This is a genomic window from Mycobacterium sp. E2327 (assembly GCF_001672675.1).
GTDB lineage: Bacteria > Actinomycetota > Actinomycetes > Mycobacteriales > Mycobacteriaceae > Mycobacterium.
In genome coordinates, this window is the sequence record NZ_LZKE01000142.1 from 1 (window position 1) to 22,723 (window position 22,723).

Annotated in this window: 17 protein-coding genes and 4 tRNA genes; 9 read left to right on the top strand and 12 right to left on the bottom strand. The window is 64.7% G+C overall.

Going from position 1 to position 22,723, the window contains the following annotated elements; genetic code table 11:
• Positions 1–87: 87 nt before the first annotated feature.
• Positions 88–160 (bottom strand) — tRNA-Lys (locus A5712_RS16970).
• Positions 161–295: 135 nt separating this feature from the next.
• Between A5712_RS16970 and A5712_RS16975 the strand changes: the two genes are divergently transcribed.
• The 3 genes from A5712_RS16975 (at position 296) to A5712_RS16985 (ending at position 577) form a co-directional block, all read left to right on the top strand.
• Positions 296–368, top strand: a tRNA-Glu gene (locus A5712_RS16975).
• A gap of 29 nt (positions 369–397) precedes the next feature.
• Positions 398–474: transfer RNA gene (locus tag A5712_RS16980), tRNA-Asp, on the top strand.
• Positions 475–500: 26 nt separating this feature from the next.
• A tRNA-Phe gene (locus tag A5712_RS16985) sits at positions 501–577 on the top strand.
• A 175-nt stretch (positions 578–752) separates the two neighbouring features.
• Here the strand turns inward: A5712_RS16985 and A5712_RS16990 are convergent.
• The 5 genes from A5712_RS16990 to A5712_RS17010 all read right to left on the bottom strand — a co-directional run bounded on the left by A5712_RS16990 (position 753) and on the right by A5712_RS17010 (position 7,310).
• Positions 753–2,054 (bottom strand): cytochrome P450, encoded by a 1,302-nt coding sequence (locus tag A5712_RS16990; protein ID WP_068107330.1) that lies wholly within the window; start codon positions 2,052–2,054, stop codon positions 753–755.
• 6 nt (positions 2,055–2,060) lie between these two features.
• Entirely contained in the window at positions 2,061–2,726 is a 666-nt protein-coding gene (locus A5712_RS16995) for an alpha/beta hydrolase fold domain-containing protein (protein WP_197519418.1), read from the bottom strand.
• 266 nt (positions 2,727–2,992) lie between these two features.
• Entirely contained in the window at positions 2,993–4,768 is a 1,776-nt protein-coding gene (locus tag A5712_RS17000; RefSeq protein ID WP_231982147.1) for an FAD-binding oxidoreductase, read from the bottom strand.
• Between the two features lie 64 nt (positions 4,769–4,832).
• Positions 4,833–6,446, bottom strand: coding sequence for a benzoylformate decarboxylase (gene mdlC, locus A5712_RS17005; protein ID WP_068107334.1), 1,614 nt, complete (start codon positions 6,444–6,446; stop codon positions 4,833–4,835).
• Between the two features lie 36 nt (positions 6,447–6,482).
• Complete coding sequence (locus A5712_RS17010; protein ID WP_068107336.1) at positions 6,483–7,310, bottom strand: alpha/beta hydrolase; 828 nt, start codon at positions 7,308–7,310, stop codon at positions 6,483–6,485.
• A gap of 112 nt (positions 7,311–7,422) precedes the next feature.
• Between A5712_RS17010 and A5712_RS17015 the strand changes: the two genes are divergently transcribed.
• Both A5712_RS17015 and A5712_RS17020 read left to right on the top strand, forming a co-directional pair.
• On the top strand, positions 7,423–8,610 hold the full coding sequence (locus A5712_RS17015) for a CdaR family transcriptional regulator (protein ID WP_068107338.1): 1,188 nt from the start codon (positions 7,423–7,425) through the stop codon (positions 8,608–8,610).
• A gap of 326 nt (positions 8,611–8,936) precedes the next feature.
• Positions 8,937–9,278 carry an antibiotic biosynthesis monooxygenase gene (locus A5712_RS17020; protein ID WP_068107340.1) on the top strand — a complete coding sequence of 114 codons (342 nt, stop codon included), beginning with the start codon at positions 8,937–8,939 and terminating at the stop codon, positions 9,276–9,278.
• Here A5712_RS17020 and A5712_RS17025 read toward each other — a convergent pair.
• Together A5712_RS17025 and A5712_RS17030 are read right to left on the bottom strand one after the other, a co-directional pair.
• Positions 9,275–11,017 carry an APC family permease gene (locus A5712_RS17025; RefSeq protein ID WP_068107341.1) on the bottom strand — a complete coding sequence of 581 codons (1,743 nt, stop codon included), beginning with the start codon at positions 11,015–11,017 and terminating at the stop codon, positions 9,275–9,277. The two genes, A5712_RS17020 and A5712_RS17025, sit on opposite strands and share 4 nt — an antisense overlap.
• Before the next feature lie 23 nt (positions 11,018–11,040).
• The gene (locus A5712_RS17030; protein WP_082973493.1) at positions 11,041–14,097 is read right to left on the bottom strand and encodes a GNAT family N-acetyltransferase; all 3,057 of its coding nucleotides are present in this window, start codon (positions 14,095–14,097) and stop codon (positions 11,041–11,043) included.
• 271 nt (positions 14,098–14,368) lie between these two features.
• Between A5712_RS17030 and A5712_RS17035 the strand changes: the two genes are divergently transcribed.
• Positions 14,369–15,118 carry a GNAT family N-acetyltransferase gene (locus A5712_RS17035; protein ID WP_068107345.1) on the top strand — a complete coding sequence of 250 codons (750 nt, stop codon included), beginning with the start codon at positions 14,369–14,371 and terminating at the stop codon, positions 15,116–15,118.
• Between the two features lie 171 nt (positions 15,119–15,289).
• Here A5712_RS17035 and A5712_RS17040 read toward each other — a convergent pair whose 3' ends face one another.
• The 4 genes from A5712_RS17040 to A5712_RS17055 all read right to left on the bottom strand — a co-directional run bounded on the left by A5712_RS17040 (position 15,290) and on the right by A5712_RS17055 (position 20,400).
• On the bottom strand, positions 15,290–16,942 hold the full coding sequence (locus A5712_RS17040) for a PE-PPE domain-containing protein (protein WP_068107347.1): 1,653 nt from the start codon (positions 16,940–16,942) through the stop codon (positions 15,290–15,292).
• A 53-nt stretch (positions 16,943–16,995) separates the two neighbouring features.
• Entirely contained in the window at positions 16,996–17,448 is a 453-nt protein-coding gene (locus A5712_RS17045; RefSeq protein ID WP_068107349.1) for a tautomerase family protein, read from the bottom strand.
• Between the two features lie 11 nt (positions 17,449–17,459).
• Positions 17,460–18,602, bottom strand: a complete 1,143-nt coding sequence (locus A5712_RS17050) for an LLM class flavin-dependent oxidoreductase (protein WP_068107350.1) — start codon at positions 18,600–18,602, stop codon at positions 17,460–17,462.
• Positions 18,603–18,687: 85 nt separating this feature from the next.
• Entirely contained in the window at positions 18,688–20,400 is a 1,713-nt protein-coding gene (locus A5712_RS17055; protein WP_068107352.1) for a CocE/NonD family hydrolase, read from the bottom strand.
• A gap of 62 nt (positions 20,401–20,462) precedes the next feature.
• Between A5712_RS17055 and A5712_RS17060 the strand changes: the two genes are divergently transcribed.
• From A5712_RS17060 to A5712_RS17070, 3 genes are read left to right on the top strand one after another with little or no spacing between them, the layout of a single operon-like run.
• Positions 20,463–21,068, top strand: coding sequence for a TetR family transcriptional regulator (locus A5712_RS17060; RefSeq protein ID WP_068107354.1), 606 nt, complete (start codon positions 20,463–20,465; stop codon positions 21,066–21,068).
• Between the two features lie 36 nt (positions 21,069–21,104).
• Positions 21,105–21,791: a M15 family metallopeptidase gene (locus A5712_RS17065; protein ID WP_068107356.1), complete on the top strand. Its 687-nt coding sequence runs from the start codon at positions 21,105–21,107 to the stop codon at positions 21,789–21,791.
• A gap of 59 nt (positions 21,792–21,850) precedes the next feature.
• Positions 21,851–22,663 (top strand): methyltransferase domain-containing protein, encoded by an 813-nt coding sequence (locus tag A5712_RS17070; RefSeq protein ID WP_068107358.1) that lies wholly within the window; start codon positions 21,851–21,853, stop codon positions 22,661–22,663.
• Positions 22,664–22,723: the final 60 nt, after the last annotated feature.

The following is a 22,723-nucleotide window of genomic DNA, read 5'->3' on the forward strand; positions in this document are numbered from 1 at the left end:
TAACTGTCAAGCATCAGCCGAAACACTGTCAGCCATCACCCGAAGTAGAAATGTCAACCATCAGCCGAGGTAATACATGCTGGTCAGTGCCCCCACTAGGACTCGAACCTAGGACCTGCGGATTAAAAGTCCGTAGCTCTACCAACTGAGCTATAGGGGCGCGAACGTTCAGGATACTGGGTTGCCGACGTCGCGCGAACGCCGCTCGTTTGAGGATTGGGCCCGTGGTGACCTAAGCTTGCTTGGCTCCCAACGGTAACTGCGTTGCGAGTGCCCCCGAAGTGATTCGGTTCTGGCCCCCATCGTCTAGTGGCCTAGGACGCCGCCCTTTCACGGCGGTAGCACGGGTTCGAATCCCGTTGGGGGTACGCGACGCGGAGACGCGGAGCAAGAGCGAGGCCCTGTGGCGCAGTTGGTTAGCGCGCCGCCCTGTCACGGCGGAGGTCGCGGGTTCGAGTCCCGTCAGGGTCGCCAACACGGCGAGGCACTCAATGCCTTCCGGCCAGGTAGCTCAGTCGGTACGAGCGTCCGCCTGAAAAGCGGAAGGTCGGCGGTTCGATCCCGCCCCTGGCCACCAGCTCTGATCTGCGCGGACGCGGCGACACCCCGCTATGGATGGTTGGTCTCGTCCGGTTCCTGTCCGTTCGCCTTGCTTCTGGCGACGTTGTGGAGCCGATCGAGATTCGTGGCGACGTGATCAAGTTCTTCTTTGACCGAGCGAAGGTGGGAAGGCTCTCAGCGGTGCCGGTGCTTCAGTGGCGGCGTTTGAATCGAATGTTGACTCGCGAGTGGTCGAGCGTGAGAGGTAGTGGTTGGTCCGGGTTGAGTTTGGCATCGGTCGCCGCCGGGCTGCGTTCGTCGAGCAACGCGGTCAATACGGCGACGCCGAGTTGCAGGGCGAGGTCGGCTCCCGGACAGCTTTGCGGGCCGTGGCTGAAGAAGTTGAATGACCACGAGGTGCCAGCGGGTCCCTCGGTCCAAGCGGTGGGGTTGAAGTGGTCGGCCTCGGGAAAACGGCTGGCGTCGCGGTGGTTAAAGGTATTGACGATCATGACTTGTGTTCCCGACGGGACGATCTCACCGTCCCACTCGGTGGGCCCGGTAAGCGTTCGCGCCAAGGTGGGCGTGCTCGGCCACAGGCGCATCGCTTCGCAGAGGCAGCCGACGAGGTAGTCGTGAGCGCTGTATTCGTCGATTGCCTTCTGCGCGTTGAGTAGAACTTCGGGGTGGGTGGCCAGCAGCGCTAGACAACGCCAGAGATTGATGGCCAGGGTGTCGCCCATCGCGAACATCCAGTGGATGACTTGATGAGTCGGGTAGGTGATGTGGGAGGCGGGTGCCGCGGCGAATTGTCCGACGAGGCTGTGTGCGTCCGCGGCCTTCACGTAGCGGTCCAGCGCGGTCAGGAACGTGTCGAAAAGCCTCGGGTCTCCCTTGCCGGGCGGGTTGGCTTTGGCCATCAGTGTCACGAGTTGCGCCGAGATTTGCGTGTCGTCGGTTGCGTTGTCGCCGAGGATGATTCGCCGCGCGATTCGCTGTATAACGCTATGAAACTGCGGCCAGTCGAGGTTGTCCGGCATGACTCGGGCCTCATCGTTCGCAACGGTGGCGCACCGGTTGACGATCGCGCCGCTGCCGGTGGCGTTCGCCAGGACGGCTTCGGTGAAGCGGCGGCGGTCGGACCAATGGTCGCCTCGGGAGATGGTCAGGGCGTGCGGCTGGAACTTGTTCATTCCCGAGAGTTTGGGCTCTGGGTCGGACGCGAAAGGCTCTGGCGCGCCGGAGAGCACGAAGCGGATCTGATCGGGACCGAAGACGAGCAGAGTGGGCTTGCTTCCCACTTTCACCCAGATAGGTCCATCACCGTAGCGCCGGTGCAGCGTAGTGAGCAGCCGATGTGCGCGGCGGGCGACACCGGCTCGGTCGAGCGCAGCGGTGACCGCGGGCCGGCGGCTGAAGAGCCCTTCGGCGAGATTGGGCAGCGCCACCAGCGTCGTGAAGCGCAGGCTCTCCAGTGTGGTGGTGTGCGGGAGGGTGGCTGTGCGGCTCGTCAAATTTCCTCACTCAACGATGCTGAGGGCGGCGTCGATGTGGCTAAGCAGTGCACGGCGTGCGGGCTTGGCTTCAGGCACGGGCAGCAGCGGGTAGATGTGAATTGCCCCGGGCTGCTCGTGGTAGGTGATCCGGCCGGCGTCGATGCTGTCCCGCAGCCGGCGGCAGTCGGCAACGAAGATGTCGCGGTCGCCGATGTAGAGGTCGATCGGCGGAAGATCGTGCAGTGCACCGAAGATGGGACTCACCCGGTAATCGTCCGCCGCGAGGTGCCCGGCCCATACGCGGCCGCACTCGCGTAGGCCGTTAACCGCCAGCCAGGGGTCGCGCTTGGCGAGGGTCGGGATGGCGGGATTGGTCAGTGCGATGTCGAGCCAGGGACTGATCAGGGTGAGCCCGAGCGGCGGGGTGGCTCCGGCGCTGATGGTCGCCTGGGTCGCGGCGAGCGCGAGGCCGGCGCCGGAGGAGTCACCGGCCAGATAGGTGGGCCGATCATGCGAGGCTCGGCTGATCACGTGACCGAGGAACTCGATCGCTTCTTCGGCATGTTGCTGCGGCGCGAGTCCGTAGAGGGGGACATGCACAGGGCGCCGGGTCGCGTCGGCGATCGCGCAAACGAGTCTCCAGTGCGCGGGCGCGATCTGGTTGATGTAGGCACCCCCGTGGACGTACACAACCGATGGACCGCGGACAGGAATGGGCGCACTGCTCGCTGATTGCACCGTATGGCAACGGAATCCGCTCACGGTGGCACTGGTCAGATGGTAACGACCCGACGTCGCGAGCCGAGAGGGTGGTTCGCCGCTTTTCTTGGGCCGATTAAGATAAGCGCGGGCACTCCGCTCAGTTGCGTAGGTGCGAGGTCGACGGACGAGCCGCCCGTAGGTAGCGATGGCATGCATCTGCCAGGACATCGGTCTGGGTCAGCTCACGAGCAGTGTCACCGTGCGACCGCAATCTTGAAGACGGCGCTGGTGATGGTTCCGAAAGCGTTTCTGCCGCCGATGAATAGCCTTTTGGTGTCGTAACCCGCGACGTCTTTCATGTTCTGGCCGCCGAAGCGGGCCGCGGCGGCGCCGTCGGGGAGGACGACCTCGACGCCGAGCAGTCCGTGGCGCACCTCGATGCGTTCCTGGCCGGTCGCGTTGGCGATCAGTTCGCCGACGGTGCGGTCAAGGCCCTCGGTTGGGATGGCCGGGCAGGTCACACCTTGCTCGTGGAGTTTGCGCGACAGGTCGCCGAGGGTGACCGCGGCGCCGACCACCAGGTTCAGGTTGCCGGTGTTGACCTCTACCGTGGTGTCGTCGCCGTCGGCGTGCGTCGCGGAGTTCGGATGTCCTTCGAGCGCCGCGTGCACGGCAGCTTCGAACGCAGGCAGCGCGGGTTCCTCTGGTGAGGGTTCGGGCAGCATGATGCCGGGGTTGAAGGTGTGCGCGGGATCGAAGACCTGCTTGAGGATGCGTTGGGCGGCGATCTCGACCGGGGTGAAGCGTTTGGTCATGAACTGGATTTTCTCGGTGCCGACGCCGTGCTCGCCGGTGATGGTGCCATCCAGCCTTAGTGCTGCTTCGATGATTTCGTTGTTGGCGGCCTCCAAGGCCGCGGCCGCGTTGGGATTCTCCTTGTCGTAGAAGGTGGTCGGGTGTAGATCCCCGTCTCCGGCATGTCCGGTCACGGCGATGAACAGCAGGGCGTCCGAGTGTCGTTTGGCGGCGTCCTGGATTGCCTGCTGCATGTCCGGAATGTGTTGGCGTGGCACGGTGACGTCGCCGATGAAGAACCCTTTGCCGCTGTGCACTACGGCGTCTGGGGCGTGGAGGCGTCCGTACCAGAGCCTGGCACGGGCGTCGTCGTCATCGGCGCGGCGCACCTCGGTGGCATGTTGTCGCAAGACCTTTTCGACAATCTCGGCGTCGCGGTCGACCTCGGCGGCGGTCCCATCGACGTCGATGAGCACGATCGCGTCGGCGTCGGTGGGATAGCCGGTGTCGGTGAACTGCTGCAGGCCGTTGATCCCGGCTCGGTCGAGCCATTCGACCGCCGCGGGCACCGTTCCGGTCTGGATGATTGCGGAGATGGTTTCGGCTGCCTCCCGGGCGGTTTCGAAGCTGCCCATCAGGCTGCGAGTGACCGGCGCAATGGGGCGCAACGCGACGGTCGCTTCCGTGAGGATCGCCAGAGTGCCCTCCGAGCCGATCAAAATCCCGAGCAGGTCCGGGCCGTCGTCGTCAGCGCTGAGGTTGATCACGGTGCCATCAGGCAGCACCGCTTCGACGCTCAGTACGTGGTTGTAGGTAACGCCGTATTTGAGAGCGTGTGGGCCACCAGCGTTTTCGATGATGTTGCCGCCGACCGTTGCCAGGTGTGCCGATACCGGGTCAGGTGAAAAGACCAGCTTGTGCGGGGCCAACTTCTCCTGCAGATCGGCATTGATGACCCCGGGCTGCACCCGAGCGGTGCGAGCGGTCGGGTTGATATCGAGGACCTGGTTCATCTGTGTCAGATCGATCACCGCGCGGTCCGCACCGGCCATGACTCCGGCACTGCAGTTCGATGCGCCGGCTCGAGTGACCAACGAAACATTGTGTTCAGCAGCAACTTTGACTGCGGCGACGACGTCGTCACGGCTGCGCGGGCGCAACACCAGACCAGGCTGTTGGCCGAAACCCCAATAGTCTCTGCTGTTTTCGGCTAGTGTGGCCTCGTCGGTGGCCACCGCGTCGCGGCCCTGAAGTGCCGCGGCGATCGCGGCAACGATCGTGTCATCCACCAGATGTCTCCTAGCTGCCGAATCCCCCCGGCACGGGTGTCGTGCGGGCGTTGATCAGGGTGGGACGGTCGCGGTCGGCGATGCCGGCTTTGACCAACTCGAATACCTCGTCAGAGCTGTGTGCTTCGTGGGCGTCGACGCCGTAGCTGGCCGCGGTCGCGACGATGTCGAGGCCGGGGATGTCGAGCCCGGGGACGTTCGGGGTCTTTTCCCAGACGCCGAATTCTTTGACCACGCCGTATTCGGCGTTGGACGCCACCACCACGGTGAGCGGGATCTTGTAGCGTGCCGCGCTCCACAGCGCGGTGATCGCGTAGTGGATGGAACCGTCGCCCATCAACGACACCACCGGACGGTCGGGAGCGGCGATTTGAGCACCTACCGATGCCGGCAGCCCCCAGCCGAGTCCGCCACCGGCAGCCGACAGATGTGAGAGCGGGTTGCCCGGGCGGATGCTTTCGGTCATGACGATCTCGTTGCTGCCCGCTTCGCTGACCCACAGCGTGTCCGCGGGTGCGGCGTGAGCGACAGCGGCCCAGAGATCGGCAGGCTTGAGTGGCACCTGCTCCGACACCCGTTCGGGGATTGCGGCGCGCGGCGCGGGCGCGGGGCGCTGGGTGGGTTTGACCGCCGCGGCCAGGGCCCGGGTGGCGGCGCGAATGTCGGTGACGATCGCGTCACCGACGGGGGCGCGGGCGGCCTCGTCGGGATCGTTGGTGATCTGGATCAAGCGGGCGCCGCTGGGCAGGTACGGCCCGGGCACCAACGGGTAATAGCGGAAGACCGGCGTCCCGATCGTGAGGATCAGGTCGTGGCCTGCGAGAAGTCCGGAGATCCAGCCCGCCCCGGGGGGCAGCGCGCCGTGGTAGAGCCGGTGATTCTCCGGGAACCCGCTCCAGCCGGTCAAAGGTGCGGTGTACACCGGCGATTCGGTGCGCTCGGCCAGCTCGATCACCGCGTCGTACGCGTCGTAGCGGTCGATATCGCCGCCCACAATGATCGCCGGCGAGGTGGCGGCGTCGAGTTGTGCGCCGACCTGCTCGGCCAGCTCGGTCGGAAAACCCGTCGCGTGGGTCACGGTGCGATCGCGCACCACCGCGATATCAGCGAGCTGGTCGTCGGTCAGTTCGATCGGCATGTCGTCCATCGGCAACGAGACGAACACCGGGCCCATCGGCGGGGTGGTGGCCAGGTGGATGGCCCGAGCCAGCACGGCCGGGGACTCACTAGCGGTCGCCGGCTCGGCAGCCCATTTCACGAACGGCTTTGGTGTGGTGGTGGGTTCGTGATTGGTCAGCAGGCAGTACTGGTTTTGCATGTTGCGGCGCTGGTTGCCCGCCGTGATGATCAGCGGCGTCTTGTTGACGTAGGCGTTGTAGATCTGGCCTTGCGCGTTACCCATGCCAGGGGCGGTGTGCAGATTGACCAGGGCGGGACGGCGGGTGACTTGCGCGTAGGCGTCGGCCATCCCGACCGGAATCATCTCCTGCAGGCCCAGGAAGTAGCGGAAGTCGTCGGGAAAGTCCTGCAGCAGAGCCAATTCCGACGAGCCGGGGTTGCCGAACCAGGTGGTCAGATCGTGCGAGCGGAACAGGTCGAGGATGGCGTCGCGCACTGTGGTCATCGGTGATGGTCGCTTTCGTGTGAGTCAGAAGAAGAGTCAGTCGAGTTCCCCGGGCACGGGGTTCAGCGCCCAGTTCAAGGCGAAGTCGGCGACTTCTTCCCATCCCGGTGCGCCGCAAGTGAAGTGGTCTCGCTCAGGGAAGAGTTTGTAGGCGGTGATCGCGGCCGAGTGTTTGGCGTTTTTCGTGTAGTTCTCGTGCTGCACCGCGGGCGGCAGGATGTGGTCGTGGCCGCCGGCGATGAACAGCAGCGGCGCGCGGCCGTCGTTGGCGAAGTTATATGTGGTGGCCGCGTGATGCGTGACGTTGGCCAGGCCACCCTGGAACAAGATGCGCGCAGGTACCGGAACCGCGTAGCGCTCATAGGCGACCTGAGATTCGGATTCGCTCAGCGTGTTGGTGAACGCGTAATGGAATTGCTCTGGCGTGATGGGCACCGCGCGGTGCAGGTTGGCGGGATTTTTCAATACCGGAAATGTAGCGCGGATTTCAGACAACGGCAGCGCATGGATGCCTTTGACAGCGGCGCCGTCGATGGACACGCCGACCCGCCCATAACCGGCGTCAATCAGAAGTTGGACAAAGGTGCCGCCGAACGAGTGACCCATCAAGATCGGCGGCTCAGCGAGTTCCTCGATGAGCTCGGCGAGATGATCGAAGACCTCCCGCACCCCGAGGTCGGCCAACGGTGCGGGGTTCTCCCGCAGCGCGGCGACTCCGGCTGGGCCGGGGGCCACGCCGGGGTAGCCCGGTGTCAGGACGGAGAAACCGCGAGCGCGGTAACGCGCGACCCAGTCTTCCCACGCAAACGGCGTCATCCACAGGCCGTGGACCAAAACAATGGTCTTCTCAGGGGCGGCGTTCATGACATGAATCGTGATCGCAGCGAGTGGGCTTCACAATGAACGGCAGCCCAAAGTCGCGATCTCGAACCTTGTGCGCAGGCACAACAACGTGCGGCGCTTTACGATTCGAGACATGTTGCAGCAGCGACCGCCGACGGCGCTCGTCGATCGCGTGCGGCAACAGTCGGACGTGATCGTGACGAAGGTGCTCGCTCGGCTTCGCACTGAAGTCCCGGACTACCTTCCCAGCGGTGACGACAGCGGCGATGCTGTCCGCGAAAACATCGCCGATTACCTGGCAGAACTGCTCGACTGGATCGACCTCGGCGCCGATCCTGGCCACTGGAATCTCGAATCCGCAAACCGAGTTCGTCACCGCGCCAGCCAGGGCCTGACATTGTCGAGTTTGTTGCATGCCTACCGCCTCGGCGCGGCAGCTATCTGGGACGAGCTCGCACGCCTAGCGAACACAGACGAACTCGACACGGAAGCCCTCATTGCGGCGACACCGTCCATCTTCGCCTGGATGAATTCCAATTCGCTTCGCGCGCACGCAGTTTTCCGCGAGATCGACATCCGCGACGCGCGACGCAACGAACAAGTTCGCGCGGCCCTGCTCGACACGGTGCTGTTCAACGAGTCCAGCATGGGAGCACCTTTCTGGGACGCGGTCGCCGCCCTCGGCCTCCCGCGGATGGGCCAGCTCACGATCATCGCGGCAACCAGCGCCGAGCCTTCGGTGGAGCATTCGCCTCCCGACATCGAGACGCTAATCTCGGCACACCCCGCCGTTCGGGACTCGTGGTTTCGCCTCACGTCTCATTCGCAATTGGGGGTTGTATCGCTTCGACGGAACCGCGCCGACGCCCTGGACACCATCGCCGCCACCATCTGCACCGACATCCCCATCATGATTGGCCTCAGCAGCCCTTTCACCGACATCGCCGACTGCTCAAAAGCCCGCGCTCAAGCTCAAGTCGCCATGTCAGCCTCGTCGAACAGTCGCCCGAGTACTCGCTACGACCGCGATGTCATGGCTGTGTTGCTCGCCAGCTCGCCAGACGCCGCCGCATCCCTAGTGACAACTACGCTGGGGCCAGTCCTCGCGTTGCCGACCGAACGGCGTGAACCACTCCTCACCACGGTCGACACCTGGCTGCAGCGCGGCCAGTCCGTCTCGGCCACCGCCGACGAACTGCACTGTCACCGCAACACCGTCAACTACCGATTGCGCCGATTCGCCGAACTCACCGGACGACCGCTCACCGACAACTTCTGGCTGGCCCAAGTCGCACTGGCGCTGGAAGCTGCGCGCACTTGATCAGATAACGCGCTGCACGACGCCTGCGCCAAAGCGCCTTCGCTCGCGCGCTCAGCGCCCCGCATTTCACGTGAAAACAGTTGAACTGCAGGTCATCGGCCACTTTGCCTGCCTGAAAAGCGGAAGGTCGGCGGTTCGATCAATCAGGATTAATGCGCGTGATCCTGTATTCGCGCTCTGGACCGGTCGGAAAGCTGTCCCAGTTGGACGTGACAGCGCCGACGTGTGTAGCCACAAACGACGAGGAACAACTCGACAACCGGGCGGATTGAGCTGTTACGGTCAGGCCAACGAGCGGTCGCGTTGGGTCTGAGGAGGCTGCGACGGTGATTGTGGTGTTTCGATCGCGGCTACGGCCGGACGCCGATCTGGCGGCATTGGAGGCGCTGGGCGCACGCATGTACGAGCTGGGTACCCAGATGCCGGGCTTTGTGGACTACAAGGAATTCGCCGCCGACGACGGCGAGACGCTGACGCTGGTCGAATTCGAGACGGAGGCGCAGTTGCTCGCCTGGCGGAATCATCCGGAACACCTGGAAACGCAGGCCCGCGCCCGCGCCGAGTTCTTCAGCGAGTACGCGATCACGGTCTGCGAGGCGCGCCGGGCCTACCACTTCAATCAGACAGATGGCCGCGTGGAGACGGTGGGCAGGATTCCATCCGGCTAACGCCCTGATGCTGCGCGCGTCAATGGTTTGCCCGGGTGGGCTGGCGTCGTGGCAGCGGTCCCCCGCGCGCCACCGCCCGCGGGCTCTGCAACAGCATCGGTGAACACAGTCTTGTCGTTCAGGGTCTTGCCCCTGAAGAAGGCACGTTGACGGATGGCGCATAGCAGTGCGAGCGGGATGCCGAGAGCGATGAGCCCGATGCCCATGATGAAAACACCGCCGACCGGGCCGAAGTGGGTCTTGCCGTAGGTGGGGGAGTAGCTGTCCATGGCGTTCCAGACGAACGCCCACGTCATCACGAGTGCGCCGAGCAGCGGCAGCACGCCGCGCAGTACGAATCTTCCTGAGTTTGTAAGCAATGTGCGCCGGTAGGTCCACACGCACGCATAAGCGGTGAGGGCGTAGTAGAAGGTGGTGACCAACGCGAGCGAGGAAACCATGTCCGGCAACGAATTTCGGCTGAACACCGTCATCACGGCGTAGATCGCAAAGCCCCCTAAACCGATTACCAGGGTGCCCAACCACGGTGTCTGGTATTGACGGTGGACCAATGCGAACCGCCGCGGCAGGGCGCCGTAAACGGCCATCGCCAGCACCGTGCGCGCGGTGGGCGCCACGTAGGTCAGCACCGCGCCCACCGACGACGAGCTGATCGCCAGCAGCAGCACCACGGCCAGGCCGGTGCCGACCACCGGGTTTCCGAGGGCGCTAAGTGTGTCGTTGGCGTTCCCCGGATTTCGCAGGCCGATTCCGGTGGTGCCGAATCCGGCAAAGGCCTGTAACGCGAGGCTCACCAGGAGATACGTGCCGAGCAGAATGATTGTGGCCCATACGGCGGCGCGACCGGGGTTTCGGCCAGGTTCTTTGGTTTCCTCCGACACCGACAGCGAGGCGTCCCAGCCCCAGTAAGCGAATACGCAAAGGACGGTGCCGCCGGCAATATTTGAAGCCGATAACCCCGTCGGCGAAAACCAACTCCATTCCGGCATCACGGCTTGCGGCCCTGCGTGGTGGGTGATTACCTTCCACAACGCGAAAACGCTGACAATCAACAGCATCAATAGCTCAATCGTCAGCAGTACCGCCTGGTACCGCTGTGTGCCGTCGATGCCCCGTAAACACAAGGCGACGAGCACGATGACGGTCACGCCGCCCACCGCGACCTGAGTCGCGACGGACTGCGCGTGCGAGCTGAGGATCACCAGCGCGACGACGGCTAGTAGCACCAGCACGGCGGCCTCGATCACAGGCAGCACGGCCGAATGTCGCTGCGTGCCATCCCTGTCCGGCAAGCGCAAGGCAACCAGCCCGACGAAGACAATGACAGCCATGCCACCCACCGCGACCCGCGTCGCCGTGGAATGCGCGAGCGCGTGCAGGTCCAGCGCTTCCAGCAGGTAGACCGTCGTGACCTGCGCGCCATTGCCGACACCCACCATCGAGGCGATGACCAGAGCCCAGCCGGAGACCCAGCCCACCCAAGGGCCGAAGGCGCGCGTGGTCCAAGTGAAGGTGGACCCGCAGTCCGGAGCGTCCTTGGCCAGTTCGCGAAAGGCGAACGCGGTGAGCATCGTCGGAATAAAACCGATGATGAACAGCGCCGGGGTTTTTGGGCCCACCAGAGCTACCAGGGCCGCCAGCGTCGCGGCCAAGCTGTAAGCCGGTGCGACGGACGTGACGGCGATGACCACGTTCTCCGGCAGGCTGAGTGTTCCTGACCGCAGACCCTTGTAGGTCACCCACCCGCGTGGAGCTCGGGCGGTCACGATTCACCTTTGGTTGGCTTCGGCTTTGCCTTGACTTCGGAATGACCCCGTAGGCATTTTTCGAGTTTGGTGACGTCTGGTTTGAGTGTGCCGGACGCCGAGTCGCTAATCTCCCTGACGGCCTGCAGGAACGTTTCGGCGTTGATGGTGGGCGGCTCGTACACGCGGCCAAATGGCTTGTACATGAGGTGTTGTGGGTACTCGATGTCGAGTTCCCAGAGGCCGGCTTCGAGCAGAGGGCCGCGTCGCGTCACGTCGGCGCATTCGAGGTACCAACCGCGAGCACCCTTGCCGTCCAGGCCCTTTTTCTGATCGTCCTTGGCCTTCTGTTCGCCGGCGTCCCGAATTTCTTTGCCACGCTTCTTCATCTCCTTGCCGGAACGGCCCTTTCGCTCGCCGTGGCGCATCATCTGCTCGCCGTCGCGCTTCATTTGCTCGCCCGAGCGAACGCCGTCGCGAACCATGCGCTCCTCGATCCGTGCGATCAGGCCACGAAGCGTGTGGGCGTCCGGTGATCGGTCGGGGAACCCGATGTAGCGGACAAAACCCGCGCTGGGCAGCGTGACGAAGGACGCAACCCCTTCACATTGCGGGCCATCCGCGTTGCGGATCGTCCACAGGTGGTGGCGGCGGACGGCGCAGTCAGTCAACACATCGACCGGCTCCGGCGCGCTCCACAAATCCGTTATGTCAATCGTTTCCCCGAACGCCTTGCGGTACATCGCGACCGCGCAATCCAGTTCCGGGTCCTCGACGCCGACCACCTCTTTGGTGTGCAGCAGCCCCTCTTTCGGGTCGAGATATTCCTCTAGGTCGACTAGCGGAACTTCGTCGGGCATGGACTCACACATCATCATGAAATCCTCGTGGGTCTGCGGCGTTTCACGCATGGCCAAGCGCAGGTAGGCGTCAACGAGGCCCTCTACGTCCAACTTCGGCAGCGCCCGCTCGTTGGATTTTCCTCGCGTGAACCTGCCGCCGGGGCACAGCTTTGCACTGAGAAACAGCGTATCGACGGGTTCCTTATCATCGTCGAGGGCCGGCTGTCGGTACGGGAAGTCGAGCAACCGATATCCCCATTTTCCCCATTTCCTCGCCACCAGGAAGGGGTCGATGCCCTGCAGCGGCCGTGGTGTGACAAATGGGTCATCAATCTCCGCCGCGATCCAGTCGAGTGGACGATTACGGCTTTTGTCCGCGTCGTCGTGGAGGACGCGCTCGACCTTTTCCAGCAGACGACTGCCCCATCCCGCTTGTCGGTGTTCTGGCTTGACGACGATGTACTCGATCATCCCGGCGTTCGGCTCATTGAGGTAGTCCGCAATCGCGCCCCCGAGCAATTCGTCATCTTTATCGAACATGAGGATGACATGGTAGTTGTTCTTCTCATACCACCCGAACTCCTTGAGGCGCAAATAGTTTTCGATCTCTTCATAGGACTCGCGTTCGTTTTCGTCAGGAAATTCGGGTTCAAAACATTCGTCGTAGAAGGTCCTGAGCAGATCGAGATCGGATTTGCGTGTGTAGCGCAGCTCCCGAAACTCGAGCCCCCTCGCCTCCATGTCTTCATAAAAGCTCTTGACAATTTGTGGTAACGCGCATGAAGCGTAGTCGCCGTGCTCGTATGGCTCCACTGAGGCGAACTCCAGCCGCCGCAGCGCCGACCCGTGCCCCTGCCTTCTTTCTTCGTCGGCGAACCGCTTCATTTTTGCCGAGATCTTTTCCGTCGGTGGTACGGGCAATACATAGGGCGAGTCGTGCCCGCAGCCGGTTTCATCGGTCGCACATGCGAAACGCAGAATGAGGTCGTGCTCGCCCTCCAGCAACTGAATGGCTGCTTCAAGGGCTTCCCGGGCGAGCTGCCTGGCATGAAATTCGTACGCGACCGGATCGGCGATGTTGGCGTGAATGAAAAAGGGAATCAGATCGCGCCACTTGTTCTTGGGGTTGCGTGGTTTTGGTTGGTGGGTGGCCGGGTCGGCCTTGCACATCACGAACGCGATCCACAAGTAGGCCGAGTAGTACTGCGCATTCACTTGTTCGAGAGTGCCGCCGGCGCGGCGGATGCCACCAGCTCCGCTGGCGATGTCGAGGACGAGTCGCTCGTCGCTTCTTTGCCCGATGGCTTCCTGCGCCGGGCAAATCCCTGCAGTGCCGAGGTCAGGCCCCCACTTCAAGATGCCCGAAACACGGGCCCGCAAAGCCAGTCCGTCGTTGCCGCCGTTGGTCTGCCCCACCAGCGTGCGAATAACATCGGGTGTCGAACAGCGCAATGCGAGCGAATTGTCCTCGTCACCGTAGCCGTACTGCAGAGCCACTTCCCCCTGCCACTGCGGGCAAATACAGATGGGAATGCTCGGACCCCACAGCAGCCAGCAGTCGAAGATGAATAGCTGCATCTTGCGGGCCTGCGTCTCCCTGAAGTCATCGCCCGCGTGGCTGATGGATTGACCGTATGCGTTGACGATCGGCTGCCAATGCTGCTCGTAGAACGCCAGGACACCGGTCAACAGGTGGAGCGGGGCGACGAAACCGGAATTGATTGTCACTTTCGATAAGAAGCTCTTTTCGGCGCCTCGGTATGCATTGAAATAACGCGCAATATTGTTGTCGCGGAACAGTACAGAGCAAGTTTCGATGTCGATCGTTCGGTCCTTTTCTTCTTCCTTTGCGATCGCCGACATCCTCTTGCGGACCCTATCTTTCCAATTCTTCTTTTCGGTCCTCCATTCGCGTTTGGCGTCCTGGTAGCCCTTTTTGTTATCGAAATTCAATTCGGTCGGTCGCTGAGGCGGCCGGTCCAACAGCTCAATTTCGATGCGCAAGCGCGCGGCCTTGTGCAACGAGCGCACCTGCAATCCGCGCAGAATCAACCAGAGCAGCGTCACGAAGGCCTGCCATGGCAGGAAGGCCCGTTCCTCCCGAGGCAAACTGCGCGTCAATAACAGCCAGCTCTGAAAAAGCTGGGTGTACAAAAGGAGAGCAAGTCCGGATATTGCTATTAGCAGAGCGTAATCCTGCCAGTAGACTTTGAAATGGTCTAGCCAATGCATGGGTCAAACTCCGGTTCGAATGTCTTCTGCCCCCAACCTTGCCAACTCGCAATTACGGCTCGTCGGCCGGACCTCACGATCTACTCCGATTTGCACGCCCGTGTACGGGCTCGAGGTCGACTGTTACCGGGACGTGGGGCACGATTAACCTCTTCTGGCAGCGCTCCGATGTCTGGGCTGAAGCGGACGGCGCGGCACAAATATCTCATAGAGCACACCAATCTGACAGAGGCGCAACGACGCCGACCCCGGGTAATGGCAGCATCGAAGGATGACCAACGGGATCGCGGTCCGTGACATACGGACCGAAGCCGGCGCGGGCGTTATCGAGGAGATCTATCGTGAAATCCTCGAACCCTCGTTCGGACCCGACGAACTCGACTCGGTGGATACTATCGTTGGCGCCCTGGCGCATAACGGCGGCAACGGGCCCTGGGGGCTCTGCGCGTTCGACGATGTAACGCCGGTCGGCTGCCTGCTGGGATATCCCTATCCGCAGTCGGGTGTGCTCCTCATCGGCTACGTCTCGGTGAAACCCGGGCTTCGGGGTGGCGGCATCGGTCGTGTGCTGATGGACGCCGCCGAGCGGAGGTGGCGTGCGGACCCGGATACCACGCTGGTGCTGGCGGAGGTGGAAGATCCGCGCCGCCACCCGGTAGTGGGCGACATCGACCCGAAGCGACGCGCGGCGTTCTACGCAAAGCGCGGTGCGCAGGTCGTGGTCGGCCCGTACTTTCAGCCGCGACTTGACGCCGAGGGAAAAGAGCGCGTGCATGACCTGTTCCTGACCGTCCTCAGCGGCAGCCGCGACGCGATTACACCCGAAAACTTCGTGCGGGCAGCACAGCTCGCGAACTTCCTCATCGAGTATTTCAGGGACTCAGGGGAGGGTAGCGATTTTCCTCGGGCCGACGACGAGGAGGGAAATCGGCTCCTCGCCTGGTACCGCGACCGCGAGACTGTCGCATTGCACCCCCTCGCTGACTACGCACGGATCGAGATTCCGCGGATTAGCGGATAACTTTGCATTCCCAACGAGTCTCGGCAGATTGATCCTGCCGACACGCACCACTCCGCAAAAACTTTATCCCTTGCGGGGAGATTTTGCCGGAGTGCGCCGAAGCACATCGGTGTAGGTCAGAACTCCGCCTTAAAAGAAGGTCGGCGGTTCGATCCCGCCCCTGGCCACCGATCAGAAGGTTCCGTACGGCGCCCCAGTGACGATCGAATAGGCGGCCTCCCCGAGGACCGCCAGCTCCAAACCGCCTGCGAGCGGGAGCAATCCGACATCGGCGGCGATCGGGTAACCGATCGCGTTGACCAGCCCGGCCAGGGGCTGACCGTTGACCATTTGGGTCACCCCGTTGAGGAACAGGTTCAGGTCATAGGACGGCAACGAGACCAGGACCGCGGTGGTGATGTCCGCCGTCGGAAGCAGCGTCGAGTAGGCCGTCGAGAACGCGGTCGTCGCCGTGCCGACGATCTGGGTGTTCGCCGACTCCAGGCTCAAGATCAGGTCGCTTGGTGTGGGCGGCCCGCTGGGCAGGGACAGTGTGCCGGGCGATGACGAGAACGACGTCAGCGCCTGCGAGATGTCCTGCAGCGACGGGAGCTGCGGGGGTAATTCGACGTTAAGGTCGCCGATCGCGGCGCCGATGCCCTGGTGGATCCCGCTGACCAGGGCGGGCCCCAGGGCCGCGGTGTCGCTGAGCGGCGGCAAGAATCCGAACGGGGTCGTCACGTTGGCCGGCCCGGTGGACCAGCCATAATTCGGATCGCCATAGCCCCAGTTGACCAGGGGTCTCAGCACCGGCTGGACCAGATCGGCGATCGGGTTGCCGACATAGGCGATGTGCCGCACCGGGTCCAGCAGCGGCAGGTTCTGGGTCGGAATCATGTAGAAGGTGGTCGTCGTCGGTCCCTGCGTCGGCTGGACGACCGCCGAATTGATCTGCGTCGGCGTGAGATTTTCGTAGCCCCCGTGCACGGTCACCATTCCCACCACCGCATTCAAGTCGGCGAAGATGTCGATCGGGTATTGCGGAAAATCGGCCCAGCCGTCGTATTCAAGGGTGTAAACCTTGGTCACGAAGTCGTTGGTCGGCATTGGGCCGAGGGTCGAAAAGCCCAACGTCGGCAGACTCAAACCCGGGAAGCGCGCGTCCCAGCCCCCGTTGGGGTTCATCGAATTACCAAGCAGCACAAAGTTTATTGGTAAATTGCTCGGCGTGCCCGCAGGGTCCAGCAACTGCATTTCCAGCGCGGCGATGTTGGCGCCCTGCGAATAGCCGAGAACGTTGACGGTGTTTCCGGCGGCGAGTTGTTGTTGGATCGCATTGTTCAGGGCCGTGACGCCCCGCGCGATCGATATGTTTTGCATCAAGTCCTTGATGCCGCTGTCCGGATATTCGCCCGCGGGCATGAACAGGGCTTGGACCAGGCCGACGGGGAAATTGGGCGCCACGTACTTGCTCACGACGTTATTCACGAAGGTTGCGGGAGGGAAGGGCATTCCGCTGCCGCCCAGGACGAAAGTGACGGGCGGGTCGGCCAGCGGCGCCGCGCTGACGGCCTCGGCGTTGGCATAGGCGTTGCCGGCCGCGGTCAGCGTCTCGGCGAACGCACCGTGAACCGCCGCGGCGCGCCCGATCAGCGCCTGCCACTCCTGGCCGTACGCGTTGAACAGGCCCGCAACCGCCTCGGACACCTCGTCGGCGGCGGCCGCCGCCACGCCGGTCGTCCTGCCCGCGACGGCTGCCGCGGCGCCGTCGAGCATTGTTCGAATCGCTGCCACGTCGGCCGCCGCGGTCGCCAAGACCTGCGGCTGCGCCAGCACGTACGCCATCGGTCCCTCCCTCGCACGCCAGCATAGGGCGGTCCGGCGGGCTGGGCGGGCGTTCAGGCCAGGCGATCGTCGGGCAAGTCCTCGGCCACAAGGCCTTTCACCTGTTGGTAGTAGATGATCTTGCCGCCGCCGGCCCAATTGCCCTCGGGGATCTCATGGATCAGCGTCCACACGTGAAACGCCCGCGGGCCCTGCGGCTCGATTCCCGCCGCGGCGCACACCGCGTCGTGCACGTCGGCGGCGAGCTGTTCCTTGCGGTGCTGATCCAGCGCTCCTTCGAACACCGTGAGGTCGACCCGGAATCGGGGCGCTCCCGGGCCGCGGCCGCCAACCGATAGCTGGTCGGCTTCCATCGCGTGTAGGTACACCAACGTGTTGTCCCGCAGAAACGGTGTGTCCGGGGCGCGTTCGGCGCGCAGCAGCGCGGTCACCAGCTCGTCGGCCAGCCGGCCCAATGCGTCGTTGTCCACCGAGCCACGCACGAACGTCAGATCGATCATCGGCATCGCAAACCGCCTCACAGTTTTCGCAGGCCGCGCACGACCTTGACGTAGGGAGCGGTCGTGGATGCGCTCTTGCGCAGACTCGGCTGGATGGCACCGGCGTTGCCGACGACGAGGTACCGCAGCCCGTTGTCACGGAAGTCCGCGATCTGCTCGATTACCTCGTCGGGGGTGCCCACCGCGAACAACTCTCGCACCAGCGATCGCGGCGCCTTGGCCGCGTAGGCAAGTGCCGTTTGCTCGTCGATGGTTTGCGGGATGAGGTCCTGCACTCCGGTGAAGTCGTTCCCCATCGGATGTTCCGCGCCGTGGCGGGCCCAGTCTTTGGCCGGACAGTTCAGCGTGAACACCCGCGCGATGTCGCTGTCGACGACCTCGTCGACCTCCTCGCGGGACCGGCCGGTGACGATGAACCGGATCAGTGCGGGGGTGATGGCCATCGGGTCGCGGCCGGCATCCGAGGCCGCCGTGCGCACGATCTCGAGTTGCTCGCCGTACTCGGTCGCGCGGGTCGTCCCGGGGAACCACCCGTCGGCGTATCGCCCGGTGGCGCGCATCATGCGCGGCCCGTGTGCCGCGATCCAGATCTGCGGCCACTTGCCCTTGTACGGCGGCAGCGCGAATGTGGCCTTGTGCAAAGGGAAGAACGGCGAGTCGCGGGTGACCAACTCGCCGTTGGAGTTCCACAGCGCGCGGATGGTGGCCACCGCCTCCTCGAAGCGCGCCACCGGCTTGGACCAGTCGACGCCGTAGGGCGCGTTGCTTTCCCGCTCGCCGGTTCCGATGCCGAGCACCGACCGGCCCCGCGTGAGCAGGTGCAGCGACGCGGCGGCCTGCGCGGTGACGGCCGGGTTGCGTCTGCCGGTGTCGGTCACGGCCACCCCCAGGCGCATCCGGCCGAGCCGGTTGCGGCCGGCCAGGTAGCCGAGCATCGTCCACGGCTCGAGGTGCGCATCCATCTTGGGGATGATCTTCGCCGCGCCCACGTGCTTGGGAGTCCACATCGACGGCGGCAGCACCGAATTGAGATGGTCGGCCACCCAAAAGGAATCTGCGCCGCAGGCCAGCCCGGTCAGGTAGTCGGCGTGGATCAAGGGTTTTGGGCCGAAGCGCGAATTGATGGTGTTGTGCATGACGCCCACGCCGAGACCGGCCATTGTCTTCGCTCCTTCGAGCCGCCGGCCACAGACTAGCCGATCGGCTACTCGGGACGATAGATCACTCAGCGCGGTTCATCAATGGTCAGCCGAGCACCGGGATCAGCAGCCGCGACGACGAGCGAACGGTGTTCAGGCTGCTGGTCCCGACGCCGGCGTGGCGGAAGTTCATGATCACGGGCGCCGACGGGTCCTGGTCATCGCTGGTGAGAATCAGGCGAACGCGGTGGCCGGCCCTGAACCGTCGGGCGTTGGGGACCAACGGGATTCGATACTCGACGTCCTCGCCCAGCGGCACGCCCCGCGCGGTGCGGCACGGCAACGCGGGCGCGCCGGGGCGGCTGGCCGCCTCGTCGACCTCGCGCATGCTGGCGCGTAGCCAGCCCGCCGTCACATCGGTGGCCTCGCCGTCGGGCGCCACGTCCTGCAGCGTCGCCATCCACGCGGTATCGATCGCCGTCGCCGAGGCGACCAGCCGCAACTCGATGTCGCCGACCACGTCGAGGTCCGTGCCGAGCGGTCCGCTCGTCCAGGTCAGCGCCGACGGCGGATCGATTTCGCTGGGTTTGACGCGGCCAAGGCCCGGGCCCAGCACCATGAATTCACGACCGCCCGGCTCGCCCTCGTCCTCGCTCAGCCTGCCGTCGGTGCGCAGGGCGAGTTCGCGATGCGGTGCCTGCGACGGCGGCCATGAGTCCGCGGTGCGCCACTCGTCGGCGCCGGGCAGGAAGTACCGGATCGGTGGCCCGTCGGTGATCCCGGTGTCGTGACCCTTCAGCCAGTGGTCGTACCAGGCCAGCGCCTCAATGTGCATGCTCTCCCACGGCCAGGTCAGCCCGAATTTGCCCAGCATGCCCATCCGCACACAAGCGTTGTCCGACAATCCTTTCCACGTGGTGAAGGTCGAGGGAAGGTGCAGCGGCACGTTCTCCCAGTCGCACCCGAGGTAGACCGGGATGTCGATTTCCTTCAGCAGCGGCAACAGGTTTCGTTCCTCCCACCACTCGTCGCGGGTCGGGTGCTTGAGGACGGCCTCTTGCCACAGCTCGTCCCACGGGTGCGGGTTGTGTGGCAGGCGAAGAACCCGGCGCAGCATGGTCACTGCCGCCTCGCCGTTGGCGGTCTCGAACTTCTTGTGCACGCGTGGGCTTTTCAGCACGCGCCTTGCCAGGCCGACCGGCTTGCTGCGCCAGAGCCTGTCGCTGCGTTCGGCGGTCAGGCCGGTCATGGCGAGGAACGGTGTGACAAACGACGAACTGAGCAGGCCGTGGTGGTTCGCGCCGTCGTAAAGGTCCGCGGTCACGGCCAGCGGGAAGATCGCCTTGAGGTGGGGCGGCCGCTCGACGGCCGCCTCGAGCTGGGTCATCGCGAAGTAGCTGATGCCGATCATGCCGACGTTCCCGTCGCACCATGGTTGGGCTGCGACCCACTCGACGAGATCGTGCATGTCCCGGCGCTCCTGAGCGTCGAACAAGCCGAAGGTGCCCTCCGAACCGCAGGTGCCGCGCAAGTTGGCGATGACGTGCGCGTAGCCGCGTGGCACCCAGAAGTCCGTCACGCCGGCCTCGATGAAACCGGCCGGGGCGCCCAGGTCCTGCACCTGCCGCGGATAGGGCGAGGCGGCGAGCAGCGCCGGGAACCGGCCGTCGGACGCGGGCCGATGAACATCGGCCAACAGCCTGGTGCCGTCGCGCATGGCGATGGCGGTGTTGATGTCGCTGCGCTTCGCGTGTCGCGGCTCGCTGAGGTTGCGGTATTGCCGGCCGGTGGTCTGGGGGCCGTTCAGCGTCGTTCTCATAGTTTCACGCTACGTTGAAACTAGTCTCAACGCAAGATGAAATTTCACGGTATGGTGAGACCGTGGCAAAACGGTCGATTACCCCGGGCCCGCGTGACGAGCGCGGCGTGCTGGCCGCGCGCATCGTCGGCGCGGCCCGCGACGAATTCGCCGAACACGGCTGGGCCGGCACGGCAATTCGGGCTGTCGCCCGCGCGGCGGACGTCGATCCCGCGCTGATCTACCACTACTTCGGTTCCAAGGAGGGGCTGCTCGAAGCCGCCACCACACCGCCGCAGAAGTGGCTCGATTCGGTCACCGCGACGTGGGCCACGCCCAAGTCCGAACTGGGCGAGCGACTGATCCGCAACGTGCTCGACATCTGGGCCGACGAGGACGTCGGCGCCGCACTGCGCGCGGTGGTGCTGACCGCCGCCCACGAGGCCAAGACCCGCGAAAAGCTGCGGCTGATCGTGGAGGGCGGCCTGATCGGCGGATCCACTCTAGGGGACGACGAGGACGAGCGGCTGCGCCGCAGCGGCCTGATCGCCAGCCAGCTGATCGGGTTCGCGTTGTTGCGCTACGTCTGGAAGATCGAGCCGATCGCCTCGATGGCCGAGGACGAGGTGGTGGCCGCGATGGCGCCCAACCTGCAGCGCTACGTCGACGGCGACATCGCCGCGAATTGAGGGTGATGCGAGCGGGTAAGCCGCGAGAATGAGCAAATGCGTCTGACGGTTGTGCTCTGGGTAGCCCTTGCTTTGGTCGCCGGTGCCGCGCCCGCGCAGGCCAGTCCCGATGTGCCCCCGGTCAGCGACGCTGCGCGCGCGGCCGGGTTCGTCGACGTCCGCAGCGTGGTCCCCGACGCCATCATCGATCTGCGCTACGCGACCACGAACAATTTCACCCACACGCAGTTGTATCCGTCCGACGCCCGGTGCCTGGTGCACCAGTCCATGGCCCCGGGGCTGGCGACGGCCGCGACGGCGCTGCGCCCGCAAGGCCATGTGTTGGTGTTCTGGGACTGCTACCGGCCGCACGATGTGCAGGTCAAGCTGTTCAACGCCGTGCCCAACCCGGCGTGGGTGGCGCGCCCGGGCGCGTATGCGCACAGCCACGAGTCCGGGCTTTCGGTCGACGTGACGTTCACCAGCGTGCAGCAGCAGTGCCCGGCCGAGCGGCAGGTCGACGGTTTGTGTCTGGCGGACATGGGCACCGATTTCGACGACTTCTCCTCGCGCGCAACGGCTTACGCGACCCAGGGCGTCACGGCAGACGAGCAGGCGAACCGGGCGCGGTTGCGGGACGCCATGCAGTACGGCGGGCTGGCCCCTTACTCCGGGGAGTGGTGGCACTTCGACGGTCCGGGCGCCGCGGTCGACCGGCCGATCCTCAACGTCCCCGTCGACTAACTGTCTCGCATACTGAGACGGCAATATCATATTGTGAGTCACACCGCTAGGCTCTTACTATGGACGACGACCACCGGGCCCGCTACACGCACGGACATCACGAGTCGGTGCTACGCAGCCATCGGCGACGCACCGCGGAAGACTCCGCCGCCTACCTCCTGCCCCACCTGAGGCCGGGGTTGACCGTGCTGGACATCGGATGCGGCCCGGGGACCATCACCGCCGACCTCGCCGAGAGGGTCGCCCCCGCGGCGGTGACGGCCGTCGATCAGGTCGCCGACGTCCTGGATGTGGCCCGCGCCGAAATCGAAGGGCGCGACCTGTCGAACGTCATGTTCGCGACCGCCGACGTGCACAGCCTCGACTTTCCCGACGACGCGTTCGACGTGGTCCATGCCCATCAGGTGCTGCAGCACGTCGCCGATCCGGTGCGGGCGCTGCGCGAGATGCGGCGGGTGTGCCGGCCGGGCGGCATCGTCGCGGCGCGCGACGCCGACTACGCCGGCTTCATCTGGTTCCCGCAGCTTCCCGAGCTGGATCTGTGGCTCGACCTCTATCGCAAGGCGCACCGTGCCAACGGCAGCGAACCCGATGCCGGCCGACGGTTGCTGTCGTGGGCGCTTCAGGCCGGCTTCGACGACGTCACCCCGACGGGCAGCGTCTGGTGCTACGCGACGCCCGACACCCGCGAGTGGTGGGGCGGGATGTGGGCCGACCGAATCCTGCACTCCGATGTGGGGCGGGACCTGCTGACGTCGGGGCTGGCCACCGCGGCACAGCTCGAGCAGATCTCCGCGGCGTGGCGGGCCTGGGCCGCGGCCCCGGATGGCTGGTTGTCGATGCCGCACGGCGAGATTCTCTGCCGCGCGTAGCGTCGCGACACCACCGTTTTACCTGCTCAACCCGGTGGTATTGGCATTCTCTTTTTTTGC

What these genes read in the sequence shown, in the direction of transcription:
- A5712_RS17040 (WP_068107347.1), bottom strand. Translation starts at nt 16,942, where the DNA reads ATGGCGTACGTGCTGGCGCAGCCGCAGGTCTTGGCGACCGCGGCGGCC.
- A5712_RS17010 (WP_068107336.1), bottom strand. Translation starts at nt 7,310, where the DNA reads ATGAACGCCGCCCCTGAGAAGACCATTGTTTTGGTCCACGGCCTGTGG.
- A5712_RS17045 (WP_068107349.1), bottom strand. Translation starts at nt 17,448, where the DNA reads ATGCCGATGATCGATCTGACGTTCGTGCGTGGCTCGGTGGACAACGAC.
- A5712_RS17035 (WP_068107345.1), top strand. Translation starts at nt 14,369, where the DNA reads ATGACCAACGGGATCGCGGTCCGTGACATACGGACCGAAGCCGGCGCG.
- mdlC (WP_068107334.1), bottom strand. Translation starts at nt 6,446, where the DNA reads ATGACCACAGTGCGCGACGCCATCCTCGACCTGTTCCGCTCGCACGAT.
- A5712_RS17055 (WP_068107352.1), bottom strand. Translation starts at nt 20,400, where the DNA reads ATGAGAACGACGCTGAACGGCCCCCAGACCACCGGCCGGCAATACCGC.
- A5712_RS17030 (WP_082973493.1), bottom strand. Translation starts at nt 14,097, where the DNA reads ATGCATTGGCTAGACCATTTCAAAGTCTACTGGCAGGATTACGCTCTG.
- A5712_RS17050 (WP_068107350.1), bottom strand. Translation starts at nt 18,602, where the DNA reads ATGGCCGGTCTCGGCGTGGGCGTCATGCACAACACCATCAATTCGCGC.
- A5712_RS17065 (WP_068107356.1), top strand. Translation starts at nt 21,105, where the DNA reads ATGCGTCTGACGGTTGTGCTCTGGGTAGCCCTTGCTTTGGTCGCCGGT.
- A5712_RS17015 (WP_068107338.1), top strand. Translation starts at nt 7,423, where the DNA reads ATGTTGCAGCAGCGACCGCCGACGGCGCTCGTCGATCGCGTGCGGCAA.
- A5712_RS17070 (WP_068107358.1), top strand. Translation starts at nt 21,851, where the DNA reads ATGGACGACGACCACCGGGCCCGCTACACGCACGGACATCACGAGTCG.